Below are 20056 nucleotides of genomic sequence, written 5' to 3'. Positions count from 1 at the left end.
CGCTTCGCCAAATCGTCTTATGCCTTTCAGAGCTTAACGGGCGCTGTCGCTTTTCGTTATTCCTGAGCCGCTGCTCCACCGACGATTTCAGAGATTTCCTGAGTGATTGCCGCCTGGCGGGCACGGTTGTATGAAAGTGTCAATCCGTCGATCAAATCAGACGCATTGTCGGTCGCGCTCTTCATTGCTGTCATTGAAGCCGCATGTTCACTTGCTTTGCCGTCAAGAACAGCACCGAAAATCAGGCTTTCTGCGTATTGTGGAAGAAGAACTTCCAGGATGGCTTCAGCAGATGGATCGAATTCGTAAGACGAAGTCGCTCCGGTCGGCTTGATATCCGTCAATGGCAGAACCTTTGTTTCAGTGACTTCCTGCTGAATAGCTGAGACAAAGTGATTATAGTACATATAAACTTCGTCATATGCACCTTCTGAGAACATACCAACAGCTTTGCGCGTAATTTCTTTGATATCAGCGAATGTTGGATGGTCCGGAAGCGCGATCGTGCTCTCCAGAATCGTCATTCCCTGTTTGGCAAAGAAATCCCGACCTTTACGGCCAATGCTCAGGATAACAAATTCATCATTTGAAGTATGGCGTTCACGGATTTTATTGCTCACAGTACGCAAGATGTTACTGTTGTATCCGCCAACCAACCCACGGTCAGATGTGATTACAAGGTATGCGGTTTTCTTCACAGGGCGCGTTGTCATCATCGGATGGCTTGCGTCATTCGATCCGGCAGCTATGGAAGCTACGACGTCCTGAATTTTCGTCATGTACGGTACGAACGCTCGCGCGTTCACCTCGGCACGGTTCAATTTGGAAGCGGAAACCATCTGCATGGCTCTTGTAATCTGGCTTGTTTTCTTTGTTGACGTAATTCGGTTTTTTATGTCGCGTAAAGATGCCACTGGTATTTCACCACCTTAATATTTTTTCTTCTGATCCAGCTGAAACGTTTACTCTGATTTTGCGAATGTGCGTTTGAAATCGTTGATTGCCGCGCCAAATGCTTCGTCAGAAGGCAAACCTTTCGTAGTGCGGATAGTTTCCAAAACTTCTGTGTGGTTTGTATCCAACCAGCTGGTCAATTCAGCTTCGAAACGGGAAATGTCCTGAAGCGCAATGTCATCAAGGAAACCTTTAGTCAATGCGTAGAAGATTACAACCTGTTTCTCAACTTTGATCGGGCTGTTCAAGTCCTGTTTCAGAACTTCGACTGTGCGTTTACCGCGCTCAAGCTTAGCGGCTGTAGCAGCGTCAAGGTCAGAACCGAATTGAGAGAATGACTCCAATTCACGGAAAGCAGCCAAGTCAAGGCGCAATGTACCGGCAACTTTTTTCATCGCTTTGATCTGAGCTGAACCACCAACACGTGATACAGAAAGACCGGCGTTGATCGCTGGGCGTACACCGGCGAAGAATAGATCTGACTGAAGGAAAATCTGTCCATCAGTGATCGAGATTACGTTTGTTGGAATATATGAAGAAATATCGCCAGCTTGCGTTTCAACGAACGGCAACGCTGTGATTGAACCTCCGCCAAGTGAATCGTTCAATTTCGCAGCACGCTCAAGAAGGCGTGAGTGCAAGTAGAAAACGTCACCCGGATAAGCTTCACGGCCTGGTGGACGACGAAGCAATAGTGAAAGTTCGCGATATGCTGATGCCTGCTTAGTCAAATCATCATAGACGATAAGAACGTGTTTGCCTTCGAACATGAATTCTTCGGCCATTGTGATACCAGCGTAAGGAGCAAGGTACAATAATGGTGATGGCTGTGAAGCTGATGCCGTCACGACGATTGTGTAGTCCAAAGCGCCATTTTTACGGAAAGTTTCAACTACGTTACGTACAGTCGATTCTTTTTGTCCGATTGCAACATAGATACAGATCATGTCCTGGTCAGCCTGGTTCAAAATTGTATCGATTGCGACAGCTGTTTTACCAGTCTGGCGGTCACCGATGATCAATTCGCGCTGGCCGCGGCCGATTGGCACTAAGGCGTCAATCGCTTTGATACCAGTTTGAAGAGGTTCGTGAACTGATTTACGTGCCATAACCCCTTGTGCAGGGCTCTCGATTGGACGGGATTTCGTTGTGTTGATCGGGCCTAAGCCGTCAACAGGCTGTCCAAGCGGATTTACTACACGTCCGATAAGTTCATGTCCTACCGGTACTTCCATAATGCGGCCCGTACGACGCACTTCATCGCCTTCTTTGATGTCAGTGAATGGCCCAAGGATAATGATACCAACATTATTGGCTTCCAAGTTTTGTGCCATACCCAATACACCAGTAGAGAACTCAACAAGTTCTCCAGCCATGACGTTGTCGAGGCCATGAGCGCGAGCGATACCATCACCAACTGTGATTACGGTACCGACGTCGTCAACTTTCATCTCTGATTGGTAATTTTCAATCTGCGCTTTAATCAGACCGCTGATTTCTTCAGCTTTGATGCTCATGTATGTCACCCTCTCATAATTTCATTTATTAACCGATCAATTGACGCTGCAGGCGAGCCAGTTTCGTGCTGACACTGCTGTCGTAGATTCGGTTTCCGATTTGAAGACGCAATCCGCCGAGTAACGATGGATCGATGATGTTTTCAATTCGCAATGCCTGTTTTCCTACTTTTTGTGAAAATACAGTGGAAATCGAAGCGCGTTCCTCTTCCGTCAATGGACGGGTCGAGTAAACTTTCGCATCCTGGATTCCTTGTGCCTCATTAGAAAGGGCGATGTAAGCATCCACCAATTCCCCTATTTCATCCAAACGTTTACGTTCAGCAATCAACTGAATCGTATTGATTACGTATTGATTGCCTTGTTTAAACAATTCGTTGATAAGATTGATTCGTTTTTCAGATGATAGTTTCGGAGAAATCATCAGCTGATAGAGTTCAGGAGTCGTAGCGAAGACTTTTTTCACTTCGCGCAGATCCTCTTCAACTTCAGCAGTAACCTGATGTTTTTGCGCCGTTTGGAACAATGCTAAGGCATAGCGTTCTGCAGCTTGACTCATTGCACTTCGCCTGCCTTCGCAATCGTTTCGTTAATCAACTGGCGGTTGTCTTCCTCAGAGATTTCTTTTTCAAGCACTTTCGTAGCTGCAAGCAATGACAATGCCACAACTTCTTCACGAACTGCAGAAATCGCTTTGTCTCTTTCGTTGGCAATTTCAAGAACTGCTGCATCTTTCATGCGTCCAGATTCAGCGCGTGCCGTCGTGATAATTTCCTCACGGGAAACTTCGCCTTGCTTTTTGGCATTTTCAACGATTTCTTGCGCTTGTGTACGCGCATCTTTCAGAAGGCTGCGCTGTTCATCAAGCATTTTTTTGGATTCCAGACGGCTGTTTTCTGCAGTTTCGATTTCACTTGCGATCAAGTCTTCACGCTGCTGCATTATGCCCATCAAAGGTCCCCATGCGAATTTCTTCAGCAAAAACATAAGTACGAGGAAGACAGATAATGTTGCGAAAATATCCCCTGTATTTAAGAATTCCCCGGTTGCGCCGAGTGCGAGGTGATCAAAAAACACGATTGTTTCACTCCCTTCAAGAGCCTAAATGTACGTTTCTTCTATAGTAAGATCTATATTTGCTGTAAGATGATTTTTCAATTGGAAAGTGGTTCATACAAGCGTAAATGGCGAAAAACATGCCGAAGCATTCTCGCCATTTAGCTTTTCTTTGTCCAGACTCCGGCGGCCCAGCTCTTCGGGTCATAAGCCAGCCCAGCTGCGCGGCTTTCGCCACTACGCTGGTCTGTCTAAAACCTTATTGCTCCTGCATCGCTGCGCTAGCTTCGTCGCAAAGAGATGTCCCAAATTACATTTGGTCCATCTTTTGCCTGTCGGAGCTGAACGGGCGTTGTCGCTTTTCTCTGTCAAGACTCCGGCGACCCAGCTCTTCGGGTCATAACCCAGCCCAGCTGTGCGGCCAAGGCCACTTCGCTGTTCTGTCTTATGCCTTTCAGAGCTTAACGGGTGCCGTCGCTTTTCTATAATACTACTGATTCATAACGATGAACGCGATAACTACGGCAATGATTGGAACTGCCTCGACCAAAGCTACACCGATGAACATTGTTGTTTGAAGAACGCCGCGTGCTTCTGGCTGACGAGCGATACCTTCAACTGTTTTTGAAACGATAAGACCGTTACCAATACCTGCACCTAGTGCTGCTAAACCTACTGCTATTGCTGCTGCTAATAAACCCATTTTAAAATGTCCTCCTCAGGATAATTGTTTTTTGCCTTCTTTGCCCGATACGGGCGTTTTTATACTCAATGGTCGTCGCTGACTTTATGCGATATATAAACCATCGTTAACATAACAAAGATAAACGCTTGAATTGTTCCGATAAAGATTGAGAACCCGAGCCATGCCATAAATGGCAAGAATGCTGCGAAATATCCCAAGAAACCAGTTACTGCGACTCCTGCCAATAGAGAGATCAAAATTTCACCCGCATAGATATTTCCGTAAAGACGCAGACCAAGTGTCAGCGTATTTGCGAATTCTTCGATCACTTTAAGCGGGGCTAAAAATGGCATCGGTTGTAAATATCCCGCTGTGTAGCCTTTGACACCTTTGAGCTTCAGTCCATAATAATGACTTAATATGATGACTGTTGCCGCTAGCGTCATGGTTACTGTTGCATCTGCCGTTGGTGACTTCCACCAAAGATCTCCCTGAACAACAATTGCAAACGGAAGACCCAGCATGTTCGAAACGAAAATGAACATGATCAGCGTAATTCCAAGAACATGGAATCGACCGCCATCTTTCCAGTCCATATTGCTTTTAATGATACCCTTCACGAAGTCCATGATCCATTCCATGAAGTTTTGCATTCCGGTAGGTTTCAAATTCAGGTTCCGTGTCGAAATGAATGCGATAAGGAACACGACAAGAGCGGCTACAAGAAGCATCATGACGTTGGATAAGTTAAACCAGAGACCGAACAGCGGATCTTGCCACATTGGAGCTCCATGATCCACGATAGTTTCACCTCTCTTTCCATGTTCTTAATGGTGTTTCACGTGATGGATGATCCGATCCGCCAAAAGCAGGATATAAGGAATCATCAATCCTATTACCGTACTGACCAAGTGAATGTGCTCCGCGAATAAAATCGCTAACGCTACAGCTGCAACACCTGATGCAAACCGTAATGCCGTTCCAAGGGAACGAACTTTCGAGCCTTCCGCCACCGCCCGGTCAAATTTGTCCATTCGCCGAACCAGTATCCACATGTTGTAAATGCCGAACAAAGTTCCGATAATCAGACCCGTAAAGATATCCTGATACGGAGTGAAACCCCATCCCAGAATAAATAGTGCAAGGATAAAAAAGATTATCCTTTTGAGTCTTGTGAAAATCTCCCTGAGTCCATCCATGTTTTACCTGTCTCCTGATTCGAATTTTCGGACAGTCTGAAGCATTGCCCAGACGCCGGTTGCTATGCCTGCGAAAAGGCAGATGACCAGAAAAAGCGGGGCGGTTCCGGACTGATCATCAATCCACATACCTGTGAACGCACCGATAAGCACGGACCCGACAAGTTGTGCGAGGATGGCGCTGTAAAGTGCCATCGCTTGTAAGGGACTTTTTTTCGGGCGCATGATAATCCCCTCGAAATTCGTGTGATTTGACATTTTACCCTTAAAAAAGAGCAGTCGCATCAGGCTTTTGCCATAAAAAATTATGTAAAAAAACCTTCTCATGCATACCCTTTGTAAGCATACAATAGGGGTAAAATCATGTCAATTGCTAGAAGTGAAAAACATCACAAGCAAAATCGGCTCGACATATTGTGGACAAAAATTCAGAACTAAATGAATCGAGTTTAAAAAATCCACATAAATATGCCGCTTCGTCGCTTTGGACTAGGCTCCCGCAATAAGCCGAGAAGAACACTCGTCTTATTGCTCCGCTCCGTCCGGCCGCGCTCCTTCGCTGGGGTCCATTTCCAGATATGGAGCAAAACAGCGAAGAGTTGATTGAAGCTTGCGAGAGCAACTCTTTGCTGTTTTGCGGAATATCGGTTACTTCAGATTATTAGTACTACTAATATAATTTATTTCGTACTGTAATGATGAAGCAATGCTTCCACAATACGAGCCGAGGCCTTGCCGTCGCCATAAGGGTTCGAAGCACGGGACATCGCTTTGTAAGCTGTTTCGTCTGTCAATAACTCTTTCGCCAGCCCGTAAATCGTTTCCTCATCTGTTCCTGCGAGCTTCAATGTGCCGGCGTCAACGCCTTCCGGACGTTCCGTTGTATCGCGAAGCACCAGAACCGGTTTGCCGAGTGACGGCGCTTCTTCCTGAATACCGCCTGAATCCGTCAGTATAATGAAGGAACGTGCAGCGAAGTTATGGAAATCCAATACTTCCAGCGGTTCGATCAAGTGGATTCGCGGATCGCGCCCAAGTACTTCATCCGCAACTTCACGGACTGCCGGATTCATATGGACAGGATAAACAACCTGGACGTCATCGTGTTCTTCAATCAGGCGTTTAATGGCACGGAACATATTGCGCATCGGCTGCCCAAGATTTTCCCGGCGATGTGCCGTTAACAGAATCATGCGGTCCCTACCGATTTTTTCAAGTATCGGGTGCGAATACTGTTCTTTCACAGTCGTCTTCAACGCATCAATCGCTGTGTTGCCTGTGATATAAATTGTTTCTTCTTTCTTATTCTCCCCCAAAAGGTTCTGTGCCGATTTCTCAGTCGGCGCAAAATGCAGATCCGCAATGACGCCTGTCAATTGACGGTTCATCTCTTCCGGATACGGCGAGAATTTATTGTGTGTCCGCAGTCCGGCTTCCACGTGGCCCACTGCAATCTGGTTATAGAAAGCGGCCAGGCTTGCGACAAAAGTTGTCGAAGTATCGCCATGAACGAGAACGATATCCGGTTTTGCCTCTTTCATCACCCGATCCAAGCCTTCCAACGCCCGTGTTGTCACTTCTACAAGCGTTTGACGGTCCTTCATGATATTCAAATCGAAATCCGGCGTAATCTTAAACGTTTCCAGAACCTGATCGAGCATTTCACGGTGCTGTGCTGTTACCGTTACAAGCGGTTCAATCGTTTCCGGATGTTTCTTGAGTTCCAGTACAAGCGGCGCCATTTTTATGGCTTCCGGACGGGTACCGAATATAGTCATGACTTTCAATTTCTTAGTCAAAAAGATCAACCTCGCTTTTTTTCTGTCTAGACTCCGGCGGCCCAGCTGCTGCAGGGCTAAAGGCTGCTCATGTCTCTGCATCGCTACGCTAGCTTCGAGACATGAAAAACCGTTGCATCGCTACGCTGCTTCGTCGCAAAGGGATGGGCCTAAAAACCATGGGCCATCTCTTGCCTTCGCTTTTCTTTATTTAGTTCCGAACAGCCGATCTCCAGCATCGCCGAGACCTGGAACGATATAGCCTTTTTCGTTCAATTTCTCATCAAGCGCTGCGATGTAAATATCCACATCCGGATGCGCTTTCTGTAGAGCTTCCACGCCTTCAGGTGCCGCGATGATGCACATGAAACGGATCTTCACGGCTCCGCGTTTCTTCAGGGAATTCACAGCTTCAATTGCTGATCCTCCTGTTGCCAGCATCGGATCGACTACAATCAGCTCGCGCTCCTGGACATCAGATGGCATTTTAAAATAATACTCCACCGGCTGCAAGGTTTCGGGGTCACGGTAAAGACCGATGTGGCCGACTTTCGCTGCCGGAATCAGTTTCAGAATTCCGTCAACCATTCCGATGCCTGCGCGCAAAATTGGAACGATGGCCATTTTCTTACCGGCCAGCACATTCGTTTTTGCAAGTTGTACAGGTGTTTCCACTTCAATTTCCTGGAGCGGAAGATCACGGGTGATCTCAAAAGCCATCAATGTTGATATTTCATCCACTAATTCGCGGAACTCTTTCGTTCCTGTCGATTTATCACGGATGTACGTCAGTTTATGCTGAATCAGCGGGTGTTCGAATACGAATACTTTTCCCACGGCGTATCTCTCCTTTTTTCACATTATCTTCAATAGTATAACAGAAATTAATCAGCTCTGAGGCTGTCTGATAGCATTGTAATTTTTCTGACATTAACTTCTTCATGAATTTATTGCAAATAAAAAAACCGGAGCACTTGCTCCGGTTTACAAAATATTGGCATCTTCGAGCGGCATCGGCCGGTAAAAATAATATCCCTGGCCTACATGGCATCCCAAATTAAGTAACTGCTGTTTCTGCTCCTCAGTTTCAACACCTTCTGCGACAGCTGTGAGTCCCAGATTTTCAGCCAATTGAGTAATTGTCCTGACAATCGCCAGCGTATCGGCTTCATGCATCTTAGAGATGAACGACCGGTCGATCTTCACTTCGCTGACCGGCAGTTTCTGCAAATAACTCAGAGAGGAATAACCGGTCCCAAAGTCATCGACGGAACTTGTAAAACCGTATTTCACCAATTGCTTGAAAATTTTACGTGCTGCTTCGATATCGACAAAGCCGATGCGTTCAGTGATTTCAAGCTGGATGAATGCCGGATCGATACCATATTCCAAAGTCATGTCCACAAGGTTCGGAACGAAGGAATGATGAAAGAAATGGTCCGCTGAAATATTGATGGCAACTTGCCGAAGCACCTGCTTCTGTTCCTGTCGCTTTTGAAGCCATACCAATACCTGCTTCAATACACTTTGTTCAAGAATCCGAATTTTCCCGTTTTTTTCTGCAGCCGATATAAAAACATCCGGTGTAATATTGCCCAGGTCCGGCGAATTCCAACGTGCCAAAGCTTCGAAACTCAATACTTCCCCAGTTCGCATATCCACTTTTGGCTGAAGGTGCACTTTAATTTCTTCCCGGCGCAGCGCAGCAGTCAATTCATTGGCGATGCGAAGGTTTTTCATCATGTATTCATCATGCTCATTTTCGTAATAGCAGATAGATTCGCCTGCACGCAATTTCGCTTTTGACAAAGCGCTGTCCGCATAACGGATCAGTTCTTCCACATCCGTCTGCATAGCAGTGATGATCGATACGCCTGTTTTCAGAGACAGAAATAACTCCATATCCCTTACGGTAATTGGCTCTGCAAGCAGTTTCGCAAGTTCTTCCAGATATTCTGAAATTTTGTCCAGCGGCATCAGACTCACAAGGGCCAAAGTCGAATCAGAAAATCGGGCAATCAATGCGTCCCCTGACAAATTTGCCACTCCAAAGCGCTTCCCGATTTCCTGTATCAGCTGGTCTCCAGCACGGTGCCCATATTGATCAACAACTTTGACGTACTCGTCAACAGACAGGAAAGCAACCAAGCCTTCTTTATTTCCTTCAAGCAAAGAGGCCAGTTCAATCATGAAATAATTTCGGTTGCGTAACCCTGTCGCGCGATCCGTATAGGCAAGTTGCAGCATTTCCTCCTGCTGCCTTGAATATTTGACTGTCAGAGAAATTGTCGGTGCAATTCTTTCCAGGAAATAATAATCTTTTTCATCAGGTACGGATGTCGTGGGGAAATAAATGCCCAGGGTTCCTATAACGTTTCCGTTTTTATCGAGGAAAGGCACCGACCAACTGGATTGAAAACCATATTCTATTACAAAATCCCGGTATTCACGCCATAGTTCATCTTCCCGCATATTTTCCACTATTACTGATTGTCCAAGGTGAAAAGCCGCTCCGCAGGAACCTGATTGCGGTGTCGCTACTTTGCCATCGATAAAATCGCGGAAGCCTTTCGGCATGGATTTTCCTGCAACATCACGGAACCTATTCTTATCATCAATGAAAAGGATGGTACAGGTCGTACCGTCCTTAAAGAAAGATTCAATGATCCGGCAAATATTTTCCAAAAGCGAACTGAGCATATAGCCTTTTTCAATGCCGGTATACGCTTCCTGCTGAAGCTGTATCAACGCTTCTTCTCTTTTTCTGTTATTGACATTTTTCATCAGCATTAAAGTATATCTATGTTTTCCGCCATCGACACTGATCGGCTGGATGGTGATTTCATTCCAGAAAGGATTTTTGTTTTTATGATAATTAACGATTTCGAAAGTATCCGCCTTATCTGAGATGGAACATTCCCGGATTTTCGCACTGATCCGCCTGTCCGTTTTTTCTCCATGCAAAAATCTTCCGTTTTTCCCGAGTACATCGATTTCGGAATAGCCGGTCATATCATAGAATGCCTGATTGGCATAAAGTATTGGCTGTTCTTCAATCTGTGAATTGACGATTACAAAGCCGGTTTGGAATTCGACCCCAAGACGGCTGAGCCATTCAATGATTATGTATTTTTCTTTCTCCAGTTTACTGTTTTGCATGCGCCACCCCTTCTTTCTTTTAGCTACGGGGGGAAAAATGCAGCTGCATGTCTAATCCGACTGCAGCTGCATTCCCTTATTTATATAATGGAAAGCTGGCTGTCAATTTCGCTGTGCGAAGGGCCGCTTCTTTCTTCACTGTCTCATCTTCAGGATTTTTGAGGAGCATCGCCATGATTGAAGCGATTTCCTTCATTTCCGCTTCTTTAAAACCGCGCGAAGTAACCGCTGGCGTTCCCAGACGGATACCTGAAGTCACAAATGGGCTTTCAGGATCAAACGGGATCGTGTTTTTATTAGTCGTAATACCAACTTCATCAAGAGCTTTTTCAGCTACTTTGCCAGTCAGGTTCAATGAGCGGAGGTCAATCAGCATCAGGTGATTATCAGTTCCTTTCGAAACGATGTCGACGCCTTCTTCCATCAAAGCTTCGGCCAATGCGTTCGCATTCTTGACGACCTGGTCAATATATTCTTTATATTCAGGTTGCTGCGCTTCACCGAAAGCCACTGCTTTTGAAGCGATGACGTGCATAAGCGGGCCGCCCTGAATTCCCGGAAAGATCGTTTTATCGATTTTCTTGGCAAATTCCTCTTTGCAGAGAATCAAGCCACCGCGGGGGCCGCGAAGTGTCTTATGTGTTGTCGAAGTTACAAAATGCGCGTGCGGCACCGGGTTTGGATGTGCGCCCGTCGCAACAAGACCGGCAATATGTGCCATATCAACCATCAGATAGGCACCGACTTCATCAGCGATTTCACGGAATTTCTCGAAATCAAGAGTGCGTGAATAAGCACTTGCTCCCGCAACTATCATTTTCGGCTTATGTTGCAAAGCTGCTTCACGGACTTTATCGTAATCGACCAAATGTGTTTCCTCATCAACACCATATTCCTGGAAATCATATTGCATACCACTGAAATTCACTTTGCTGCCGTGCGTTAAATGACCCCCGTGATTCAGGTTCATCCCCAGAACTGTGTCGCCTTTTTCAAGAACTGCTGTATAAACAGCCATATTGGCCTGTGAACCGGAATGCGGTTGAACATTGGCATGATCTGCCTCGAAAATTTCCTTCAGGCGGTCTCTGGCAATATTTTCCACTACATCAACGAATTCACAGCCGCCGTAATAGCGTTTACCCGGATATCCTTCTGCGTATTTATTCGTCAACACCGAGCCTTGGGCATCCATAACGGCCTGCGACACAAAGTTTTCTGATGCAATCAGTTCGATATTCGCTTCCTGGCGTTCTTTTTCCGCATTCATCGCTTCATATACTGCCTGGTCTTGCGCTTTAATCAATTCCATCCTGATTTCCCTCCTGTAGTTGAACAAACTCACGACTGTAGCTGGCACGTTCACCACCAATCAATTTCGGACGGGTCGTTGCCGCAGAAACAATCGCATCTCCTATTAGTTTAACAGATGTACGCACCGGAACGGCCACTCTTTTTAAATGCATTCCGATCATTGTCTGGCCGATATCAATCCCCGCATGCGCCTTTATCTCTTCGACCACAACAGGGTCAATCATATTACTGAATGCATAAGCACTCATCGATCCGCCGGCTTTCGGAACAGGAATGACCGAAACCGGGTCCCATCCATACTTTTCAGCCGCATGGCGTTCGATTGTCAGTGCGCGGTTTATATGTTCACAACCCTGGAAAGCCAGAAAAATCTTATGGCGTTCCGCGAATTTCTGTAATGGTTCATACAAACTTTCGGCAATATCCAAACCACCGCCTGTGCCGATATGCTGACCGACAACTTCCGACGTGGAACAGCCGACTACAAAAACTTGGCCTTTTCTGAATTGGATTGCCTGCTCCAGTTCTTCCAAAGTTTCCTCCAGTTGCAATTGCCATAAAGTCTGCATGCCGACCACTCCTTATTTTTCTAAGTTTGTGATTTTCTGAATACGCTTGTCATGTCGTCCGCCTTCAAATTCCTCGGTCAGCCAGGTTCTTGCAATTTCACGTGCAAGCCCAGGTCCGACAACACGTTCGCCCATTGCGAGCACATTTGAATCGTTATGGCCTCTTGTCGCTTTTGCGCTGAAAACGTCATGCACAAGTGCACAGCGAATACCTTTTACTTTATTGGCCGCAATCGACATTCCGATACCGGTTCCGCAAATCAGAATCCCGCGATCGGCTTCACCTTTTATGACAGCATCCGCTACAGGTGTGGCGTAATCAGGATAATCGACTGAGTCATCTGTATGTGGACCATAATCTTTATAATCCATTCCCATGTCGTTTAAAAGGTGGACAATTTCCTTGCGGAGATTATTGCCGCCATGATCTGAAGAAATAGCGATTTTCATTAAATAGCCCTCTTTTCTTTTTCAGTTAGCGCAAAAAGCCATCATTCACTTTTTCACTTTGTTTCCATTTTAACATCTTTCCATTAAAAAGCCTATAAATGGGGGATTAGCGGTTTGGGTTATATAAGTTGAACAAAAGAATTAGCTTTTATACACGCTTCGGCGCTTTGGACAGTGCAAAGATTATGCTCCTGCGCACTGCTCGTCGCAAAGGAGGCGCCATCTTCGTATGGCGAACCTTGCCTCCCGCCATAAGCCGAGAAGACCGCTCGTCTTTTGCTCCGTCGGCATTCGCCTGCTCCTGAGCCGCGCCGGCGCTGAGATATGACGCTAGATATGGAGCAAAACAGCGCAGACGCCCAGGAGCATATGGTTAAATAAGCATGCTCCTGCATCGCTTCGCTGCTTCGTCGCAAAGACTTGACCTCGCAAGAGCTTCGGTCAAAGTCTTAGCAAGCTGTTTTGCGGAATATCGCCTATTAAAAATTATGAGTTCAACTTTTATATAAGGGAATAAAAAATAGCCGCCCACCTGATTGGTGGACAGCCCATTTTATTTATTCTGCATAAGTTTTTCTTCAAGAATTTGAATCAGCTCACGCAATTCTTCAAAAGTTTGCTGATAGATCGAATAGGAACCGCCGTAAGGATCGCTGACATCCGCTGCATGCCCTGACACATATTCCTTCAGTGTAAATAAGCGGTCGGACAACTGCGGATGCTGCTGCACAAGAAGTTGTTTGTGAGAGAGGGTCATTGTCAGCACGATATCTGCCCATTCAAGATCTTCCTGCAACAGCTTCTTGGAGATATGATCAATTTCCATTCCATTCTTTTCAAGCACCGCTCCAGCATTTTTGGAAATCGGGGAACTGCCTGCAAATACACCAGCTGAGCGCACTTCAATTCCCGGCAACTTCTTCGAGGCTAATATCGCTTCAGCCATCGGGCTTCTGCACGTATTACCTGTACACACAAACACAACTCTCATCGTCTCACCTGCTTTGTATAATTTATCAGCTGAACCATTTATGGTCCGCCGCTTTTTCCAGTCTGTTCATAATGAAGTCATTATCGTCCCGCTCGGTAGAGACACCAGCCAAGATAAGGTCAGCATCCGTTTGATCGCATTTGCGCAGGCTGTTATATAAAGTTTCCGCACTCAACGGGAAATAGTAATCCGCTTCCGGATATTCTGTACTGCTCAGTACGGCAATCTTTTTGCCCTTGCCCTGCACATGCTCAATTGCTTTTTTGATCAGCTTGCCGTCATCTTCTATAAGGTAAACCGGTGCTTCCGGTGCATAATGTGTATATTTCATACCGGGAGATTTTGGCGCATTGCCGTAAACTTCCGCAGATAACCTAACGGTGCCGATAACGTTTTCCAATTGTTCTTTTGTTACATTTCCCGGCCGCAGTATGACCGGTGGTTCGCTTGTCATGTCGAGCACAGTGGATTCGATGCCGATTTTTGTCTGCCCGCCATCAAGGATCAACGGAACTTTGTCTTCCATATCGTGATAGACATGTTCCGCCAGCGTAGGGCTCGGCTTGCCACTGGTATTGGCGCTCGGCGCTGCAATCGGCAATTGGAGCCGTTTCAACAAATTGAGCGCCACCGGATGGTTCGGGACACGGATACCGACAGTATCGAGATCTGCTGTCACATTCTGCGCAAATAAATGCGGTTTCGATTTCATGATCAAGGTCAGTGCCCCTGGCCAGAACGCGTCCATCAATTTTTCGGCTTTTTCAGAAACGTTTTCCACACAATCAATAGCAGCTCTTTTCGAATCGACATGAACAATCAGCGGATTGTCTGCAGGACGTCCTTTCGCTTCGAATATTTTGCTGACCGCTTCAGCGTTTGTGGCATCCGCGCCCAAGCCGTAAACTGTTTCGGTAGGAAACGCCACAATCCCGCCTCTGCGAATGATATCCACAGCATGTGTGTAAGTTTCTTCTTTATTCACATTTTTGTCCACAAGAATTACTTCGGTATTCATTTTAGCAACTCCCATTTCCTCGGGTTTCTGACTCTTTGTCCACAATTGTGCATAACTCTATGCTTATTATACCCAAATTGTGCACAAGTCAGGTAATGATACAGAAAACCATTCGGTCATTTTTGTTGATATCTTTTTTAATATACGTTTTTGCATCCGGAAAAGCATTTTTCAGCAACTTTTCCACAGCTTCTCCCTGACTATGCCCAATTTCAAAGCCGATAATGCCGGGTTTATTGAGCAAATCCGGAAGATCGTCCGTCATACGTTCATACAGCGCGAGCCCTTCCCGGTCGGCGAACAAAGCAAAATAGGGTTCAAAGTCCTTCACACTGTCCGACATGGATTCCGCTTCTGCATGGGCAATATATGGCGGATTGGACAAGATGACATCCCATTTCCGGCCCTTTAGCGGTTCCAATAAATCGCCAAGTTTGAAGTCGATGTCGGCATCCAACAGCTCGGCATTCTTTGCAGCAGTTGCCAATGCCGCTTGCGAAATGTCGGTTGCTGTAACTTCAGCTGCAGGAATTTCACTTTTCATCGTAATGGCAATGATGCCGCTCCCGGTGCCGATGTCGGCAACTGCTGGAGATGAATTTGCAATGTGCCGGCGAACCAAGTCCAGCGCTTCTTCGATCAATTCCTCTGTTTCCGGCCGAGGAATCAATACATCAGCATTCACCATGAATTTTCTGCCGTAAAACTCTTCGCAGCCTGTTAAGTGCTGGACAGGCATACCTTTGGCGTGCTGTTCGATCAGTTTCCAAAACTTTTCTTTATGGTTGTCATCCAGTTCGTCACGGAGAGACGCCAATAGGCCGGCATGTGTAACCCCCAGAACGTGCTGCAACAAAATTCTGGCAGCTGCTTCCTCACGGCCATTGTCCAGTAAATAAGAAGAAGCCCGGTTAAGGGCCTCAAAAATTTTATCGGTTTCAGGCATTGTTCAGGCTTTCCATTCGTGCAGATTGTTCTTCGATTGTCAACGCATCGATTACTTCATCCATTTTCCCTTGCAGAATCTGGTCCAGTTTCTGGATCGTCAAACCGATGCGGTGATCAGTTACCCGGTTCTGCGGATAATTGTAAGTCCGGATCCGTTCCGAGCGGTCACCTGTTCCAACAGCAGATTTGCGGACAGCGTCGTATTCCGCTTGTGCTTCCTGTTGGAATTTATCGTAGACGCGTGCACGAAGAACTTTCATGGCACTCGCTTTGTTCTTGATCTGTGATTTTTCGTCCTGGCAGGTTACAACCGTATTCGTCGGAAGATGCGTCAAACGTACAGCTGACATCGTCGTGTTGACCGATTGCCCGCCGGCGCCTGATGAAGCGTACGTATCCACACGAATATCGTTGTCATGGATTTCAACTTCCACTTCTTCGACTTCCGGCAAACAAGCCACTGTTGCGGTTGACGTATGGATGCGTCCGCCTGATTCCGTTTCCGGAACACGCTGAACCCGGTGTGCGCCGTTTTCAAATTTCATCTTCGAATAAGCGCCTTTTCCTGAAATCATGAAAACAATCTCCTTAAAGCCGCCAAGTCCTGTTGGTGAAGAATCCATAACGGTCACTTTCCAGCCTTGCGATTCTGCGTAACGGGTGTACATGCGGTAAAGATCTCCGGCAAACAAAGCTGCCTCGTCTCCTCCCGCTGCCCCGCGGACTTCCATGATTACGTTTTTGTCGTCGTTCGGATCTTTCGGTATCAATAAAACATGGAGACGCTCTTCAACGGCTTCCACTTTTTCTTCGAGTTCACCGACTTCTTCTTTGACCATTTCACGTGTGTCCGCATCCATTTTGTCATCAAACATTGCTTTTACTTCAGCCAATTGGGCTGACAGATCTTTGTATTCGCGATATGCTTCAACCGTTTCCTGAAGGTCGGATTGCTCTTTTGAGTATTCGCGCAGTTTATTGGTGTCACTGACAATCTCTGGGTCACTTAATAATTCATTTAAACGGTCGTATCGATCTTCAACAGCTTGCAAGCGATCAAACATCGCCGTCACCTCAATTTCCTTTTACTATTTTGGGTTTCTTCTATATTATAATAAGCAGATTTAATAACCGATATTCCGCAAAACAGCTTCGCTTGCCAAAACCCGTGCTCCTGCATCGCTGCGCTAGCTTCGTCGCAAAGCGTCGGCCGAACTACCTTCGGCCAACTCTTGGCTCGCGCTGAGCTAACTCGGTCTCGTTTCACTTCGCCCAAGTGGATCTCAGCACTTCGCTTGGCCCCCTGGGCGTCTTCGCTGTTTTGCTCCATATCTCTAAAGATTACACTAGCGCCGGTGCGCCTATGGACTGAGCGGAGCAATAAGACGAGTGCTCTTTTCGGCTTATTTTGGAACCAAAGGTGTGCCATATGAAAATTCTAAAATTCAACTTATATTCATTATATACGATTCCGATTTTATTCGGAAACGGTAACGCCTGTTGGGACTTCGTGGTGGTGGCGGCACCTTGGCTCGTATGCTTCCGATGCGCCTACCAGGATTGTCGGATCGTCCGACCCGGCAGGTTTGCCGTCGATCAGTCTTTGCGTACGGCTCGCGGGTGATCCACAAACGGTGCAGACAGCCTGCAATTTGGTCACTTGTTCAGCAATCGCGAGCAACGAAGGCATCGGTCCGAAAGGCAGTCCTCTGAAGTCCTGGTCCAAACCGGCTACAATTACATGGAATCCATGATTGGCAAGTTTTTGAACATTGTCGATAAGGCCATCATCGAAAAATTGTGCTTCATCGATTGCAATCACGTCAAATTCATCTGTGATATAAGTCCACATTTCTTCTGAATGGGAAATCGGCAGTGCGATAACTGTTGTTCCATTATGTGAGACAACCGCTTCTTCACTGTAGCGATCATCGATTTTCGGCTTGAATACTGCGATTTTCTGTTTTGCGAATTGTGATCGGCGGACACGTCGAATCAGTTCTTCCGACTTGCCGGAAAACATGCTGCCGCAAATCAATTCCACCCAACCTGTCTGTTTCATTACATACATTTTAGGGACCCCTTTCAAACACTTGGTTACTATTAATAATACCTAATTTCATCAGTAAATACCGCATTTATTTCATATATGTACGAGAGTTGACGGGAAATTGGCAAAAAAAAATCCTGCCCGGCGATTTCGCGCAAGGCAGGTATTTTTTGAGTAGAGATTCCAGCGAGCCAGCTCTTCGGGACTAATACTGCTCCTGCATCGCTGCGCTGCTTCGTCGCAAGAGACAGCCCCGAACAAGTTCGGGCTATCTCTCGCTGTCGCTTTTCTTCTTTACTCTTCTTCGTTGTTGATTTCTTCTTTAAGACCGTATTTTTTGTTGAAACGGTCAACGCGTCCATCAGCAGCTGCGAATTTCTGGCGGCCAGTGTAGAACGGGTGGCATTCCGAGCAAAGCTCAACGTGGATATCTTCTTTTACAGATCCTGTAGTGAAAGAGTTTCCGCAAGAGCAAGTTACTGTTGCTTGTTTGTATTCTGGGTGAATTCCTGTTTTCATGGTTTTTTCTCCTCTCGCCCTGAACCATCCGGAACAGAGTTTAATCTATTTTACTAATGCCTTACACGGCTCTTTAGACCGTATATGCAAGAGCTTTGGTTTGACTCACTGCTACTATAATAACAAGATTGAACTCTTTTTGCAAGAAATTAAATCATCTTTTTCGAAGAGCGATGGACTTTCATTTCTGTTGTCAGCTGTTCGAAAAATTCTTCGTTCGTCTCTGTCTGATTTAATTTTTTCAGGAAACGTTCCGCAAAGTCATGCGTATCCGAGAAGGTTTTGCGAATCGTCCATAGCTTATCAAGCTCCTGTTTGCCGATCAGCAACTCCTCTTTCCGCGTACCCGAACGGCGAATGTCCATCGCCGGGAATATACGGCGTTCAGCCAGGCTTCTGTCAAGATGAAGCTCCATATTTCCTGTACCTTTAAACTCTTCGTAAATCACTTCGTCCATGCGGGACCCGGTTTCTACGAGTGCCGTTGCCAGGATTGTCAGGCTGCCGCCTTCTTCAATATTGCGTGCCGCGCCGAAGAATCGTTTCGGGCGGTGGAAGGCTGCAGGGTCGATCCCTCCGGAAAGTGTACGGCCGCTTGGAGGAATCACAAGGTTGTATGCCCGTGCCAAACGTGTAATCGAATCCATCAGGATCACGACATCGCGTTTGTGTTCTACCAGACGCATTGCGCGTTCCAGCACCAGTTCTGCAACTTTTACGTGATTTTCAGGAATTTCATCAAATGTTGATGAAACCACATCAGCATCCACTGAACGTTCAATGTCTGTCACTTCTTCCGGACGCTCGTCAATCAGAAGAACAATCAATTCCGTTTCAGGATGATTGGTTGTTATTGAATTGGCAATTTCTTTCAGCAGCATTGTTTTCCCTGCTTTTGGCGGAGCCACAATCAAACCGCGCTGGCCGAATCCGACCGGCGACACCAAATCCATGATGCGTGTGGATAAATGGTGATGGGAAGTTTCAAGACGGATATGGCGGTCCGGATACAAAGGTGTAAGGCCCGGAAAATGCACGCGTTCTTTGGCAACTTCCGGATCCTCCCCATTCACCGCTTCTACTTGGAGCAATCCAAAATAACGTTCGTTCTCTTTTGGCGGTCGGACTTTACCGGATACTTTATCCCCATTCCGAAGATCGAAACGGCGGATTTGGGAAGCGGAAATATAAATATCCTGTGAGCTCGGAGAATAGTTGATCGGACGCAGGAAACCGAAGCCTTCCGACTGGATGATTTCAAGAACACCTTCCATAAAGAAGAAACCTTCCTGTTCGGCACGTGTTTTTAGAATCGCGAAAATCAATTCTTTTTTAGTCAGTTTGCTGTAATTGATCAGTTTGTATTCTTTTGCTAAATCATAAAGGTCTTTCAAAGTCATATTCTCTAAAGCGGAAATTGTAATCGTTGACATGTATCAGCACACCACTCTTATTTATATTTTTTGGAAATGAAATTCGGGGTTTAGATAAGTTGAAATAATAATTTATAGGATCCGATATTCCGCAAAACAGCAGCGCTTTCCGCGGGCTCGCTCCCAAGCCTCCTCGGTCGCTCTGCTTCCTGCGGGGTCTCGGTAGTCTCGCTTGTCCGCAGGAGTCGCAGCTGTTTTGCTCCATATCTAAGCAATTCTTCCAGCGCCGGCGCGGCTCAGGAGCAGGCGAATGCCGACGGAGCAATAAGACGAGTGTTCTTCTCGGCTTATTGCGGGAGCCAAGGTGTGCCATACGTAGATGGCACCTCCTTTGCGACGAGCAGGGCGCAGGAGCATAATCTTTGCCTTGTCCAAAGCGCCGAAGCGATATAGAAATGCTAATCCTTTAAATCAAC

General features: G+C 46.4%; 21 protein-coding genes. All 21 read right to left on the bottom strand.

The genetic code is table 11. The features are described from left to right. Positions 1–56: 56 nt before the first annotated feature. Positions 57–914, bottom strand: a complete 858-nt coding sequence (gene atpG, locus ACFQ1X_RS10275) for an ATP synthase F1 subunit gamma (protein ID WP_144841185.1) — start codon at positions 912–914, stop codon at positions 57–59. 48 nt (positions 915–962) lie between these two features. After that, the gene (atpA, locus tag ACFQ1X_RS10270) at positions 963–2471 is read right to left on the bottom strand and encodes a F0F1 ATP synthase subunit alpha (RefSeq protein WP_144841186.1); all 1509 of its coding nucleotides are present in this window, start codon (positions 2469–2471) and stop codon (positions 963–965) included. A 28-nt stretch (positions 2472–2499) separates the two neighbouring features. Further along, positions 2500–3030, bottom strand: a complete 531-nt coding sequence (locus tag ACFQ1X_RS10265) for a F0F1 ATP synthase subunit delta (protein ID WP_144841187.1) — start codon at positions 3028–3030, stop codon at positions 2500–2502. After that, the gene (gene atpF / locus ACFQ1X_RS10260; RefSeq protein WP_144841188.1) at positions 3027–3548 is read right to left on the bottom strand and encodes a F0F1 ATP synthase subunit B; all 522 of its coding nucleotides are present in this window, start codon (positions 3546–3548) and stop codon (positions 3027–3029) included. Before atpF ends, ACFQ1X_RS10265 begins: the two co-directional genes overlap by 4 nt. Positions 3549–4017: 469 nt before the next feature. After that, positions 4018–4230, bottom strand: coding sequence for a F0F1 ATP synthase subunit C (gene atpE, locus ACFQ1X_RS10255; RefSeq protein WP_117300165.1), 213 nt, complete (start codon positions 4228–4230; stop codon positions 4018–4020). 65 nt (positions 4231–4295) lie between these two features. Beyond that, the gene (gene atpB, locus ACFQ1X_RS10250; RefSeq protein WP_144841189.1) at positions 4296–5012 is read right to left on the bottom strand and encodes a F0F1 ATP synthase subunit A; all 717 of its coding nucleotides are present in this window, start codon (positions 5010–5012) and stop codon (positions 4296–4298) included. Between the two features lie 27 nt (positions 5013–5039). Continuing rightward, positions 5040–5411 carry an ATP synthase subunit I gene (locus ACFQ1X_RS10245; protein ID WP_144841190.1) on the bottom strand — a complete coding sequence of 124 codons (372 nt, stop codon included), beginning with the start codon at positions 5409–5411 and terminating at the stop codon, positions 5040–5042. Positions 5412–5414: 3 nt separating this feature from the next. Continuing rightward, a complete protein-coding gene (locus tag ACFQ1X_RS10240; protein ID WP_144841191.1) occupies positions 5415–5636 on the bottom strand; it encodes an AtpZ/AtpI family protein in 222 nt (73 codons plus the stop codon). A gap of 455 nt (positions 5637–6091) precedes the next feature. Further along, positions 6092–7210 carry a non-hydrolyzing UDP-N-acetylglucosamine 2-epimerase gene (wecB, locus tag ACFQ1X_RS10235; protein ID WP_144841192.1) on the bottom strand — a complete coding sequence of 373 codons (1119 nt, stop codon included), beginning with the start codon at positions 7208–7210 and terminating at the stop codon, positions 6092–6094. A gap of 186 nt (positions 7211–7396) precedes the next feature. Continuing rightward, on the bottom strand, positions 7397–8026 hold the full coding sequence (upp, locus tag ACFQ1X_RS10230; RefSeq protein ID WP_144841193.1) for a uracil phosphoribosyltransferase: 630 nt from the start codon (positions 8024–8026) through the stop codon (positions 7397–7399). A 147-nt stretch (positions 8027–8173) separates the two neighbouring features. Then, a complete protein-coding gene (locus ACFQ1X_RS10225; RefSeq protein ID WP_144841194.1) occupies positions 8174–10348 on the bottom strand; it encodes a bifunctional diguanylate cyclase/phosphodiesterase in 2175 nt (724 codons plus the stop codon). A 76-nt stretch (positions 10349–10424) separates the two neighbouring features. Continuing rightward, positions 10425–11660: a serine hydroxymethyltransferase gene (locus ACFQ1X_RS10220; RefSeq protein ID WP_144841195.1), complete on the bottom strand. Its 1236-nt coding sequence runs from the start codon at positions 11658–11660 to the stop codon at positions 10425–10427. Then, positions 11647–12231, bottom strand: coding sequence for a TIGR01440 family protein (locus ACFQ1X_RS10215; RefSeq protein ID WP_144841196.1), 585 nt, complete (start codon positions 12229–12231; stop codon positions 11647–11649). Before ACFQ1X_RS10215 ends, ACFQ1X_RS10220 begins: the two co-directional genes overlap by 14 nt. Before the next feature lie 12 nt (positions 12232–12243). Continuing rightward, a complete protein-coding gene (rpiB, locus tag ACFQ1X_RS10210; protein WP_144841197.1) occupies positions 12244–12681 on the bottom strand; it encodes a ribose 5-phosphate isomerase B in 438 nt (145 codons plus the stop codon). Between the two features lie 553 nt (positions 12682–13234). Further along, a complete protein-coding gene (locus ACFQ1X_RS10205; protein WP_144841198.1) occupies positions 13235–13672 on the bottom strand; it encodes a low molecular weight protein arginine phosphatase in 438 nt (145 codons plus the stop codon). Between the two features lie 25 nt (positions 13673–13697). Next, positions 13698–14690 (bottom strand): L-threonylcarbamoyladenylate synthase, encoded by a 993-nt coding sequence (locus ACFQ1X_RS10200; protein WP_144841199.1) that lies wholly within the window; start codon positions 14688–14690, stop codon positions 13698–13700. An 88-nt stretch (positions 14691–14778) separates the two neighbouring features. Continuing rightward, positions 14779–15636 (bottom strand): peptide chain release factor N(5)-glutamine methyltransferase, encoded by an 858-nt coding sequence (prmC, locus tag ACFQ1X_RS10195; RefSeq protein ID WP_144841200.1) that lies wholly within the window; start codon positions 15634–15636, stop codon positions 14779–14781. Then, entirely contained in the window at positions 15629–16702 is a 1074-nt protein-coding gene (gene prfA, locus ACFQ1X_RS10190; protein ID WP_144841201.1) for a peptide chain release factor 1, read from the bottom strand. Before prfA ends, prmC begins: the two co-directional genes overlap by 8 nt. A gap of 413 nt (positions 16703–17115) precedes the next feature. After that, on the bottom strand, positions 17116–17709 hold the full coding sequence (locus tag ACFQ1X_RS10185) for a thymidine kinase (RefSeq protein ID WP_144841202.1): 594 nt from the start codon (positions 17707–17709) through the stop codon (positions 17116–17118). A gap of 273 nt (positions 17710–17982) precedes the next feature. Then, the gene (gene rpmE / locus ACFQ1X_RS10180) at positions 17983–18207 is read right to left on the bottom strand and encodes a 50S ribosomal protein L31 (protein WP_144841203.1); all 225 of its coding nucleotides are present in this window, start codon (positions 18205–18207) and stop codon (positions 17983–17985) included. A gap of 149 nt (positions 18208–18356) precedes the next feature. After that, positions 18357–19640, bottom strand: a complete 1284-nt coding sequence (gene rho, locus ACFQ1X_RS10175) for a transcription termination factor Rho (RefSeq protein WP_144841204.1) — start codon at positions 19638–19640, stop codon at positions 18357–18359. Between the last annotated feature and the right edge of the window lie 416 nt (positions 19641–20056).

The sequence above is a fragment of the Metaplanococcus flavidus genome, from assembly GCF_042675885.1.
Lineage (GTDB): Bacteria > Bacillota > Bacilli > Bacillales_A > Planococcaceae > Planococcus > Planococcus flavidus.
The sequence above is the reverse complement of the archived record's forward strand: the minus strand, read 5'-3'. Positions and strand labels throughout refer to the sequence as shown.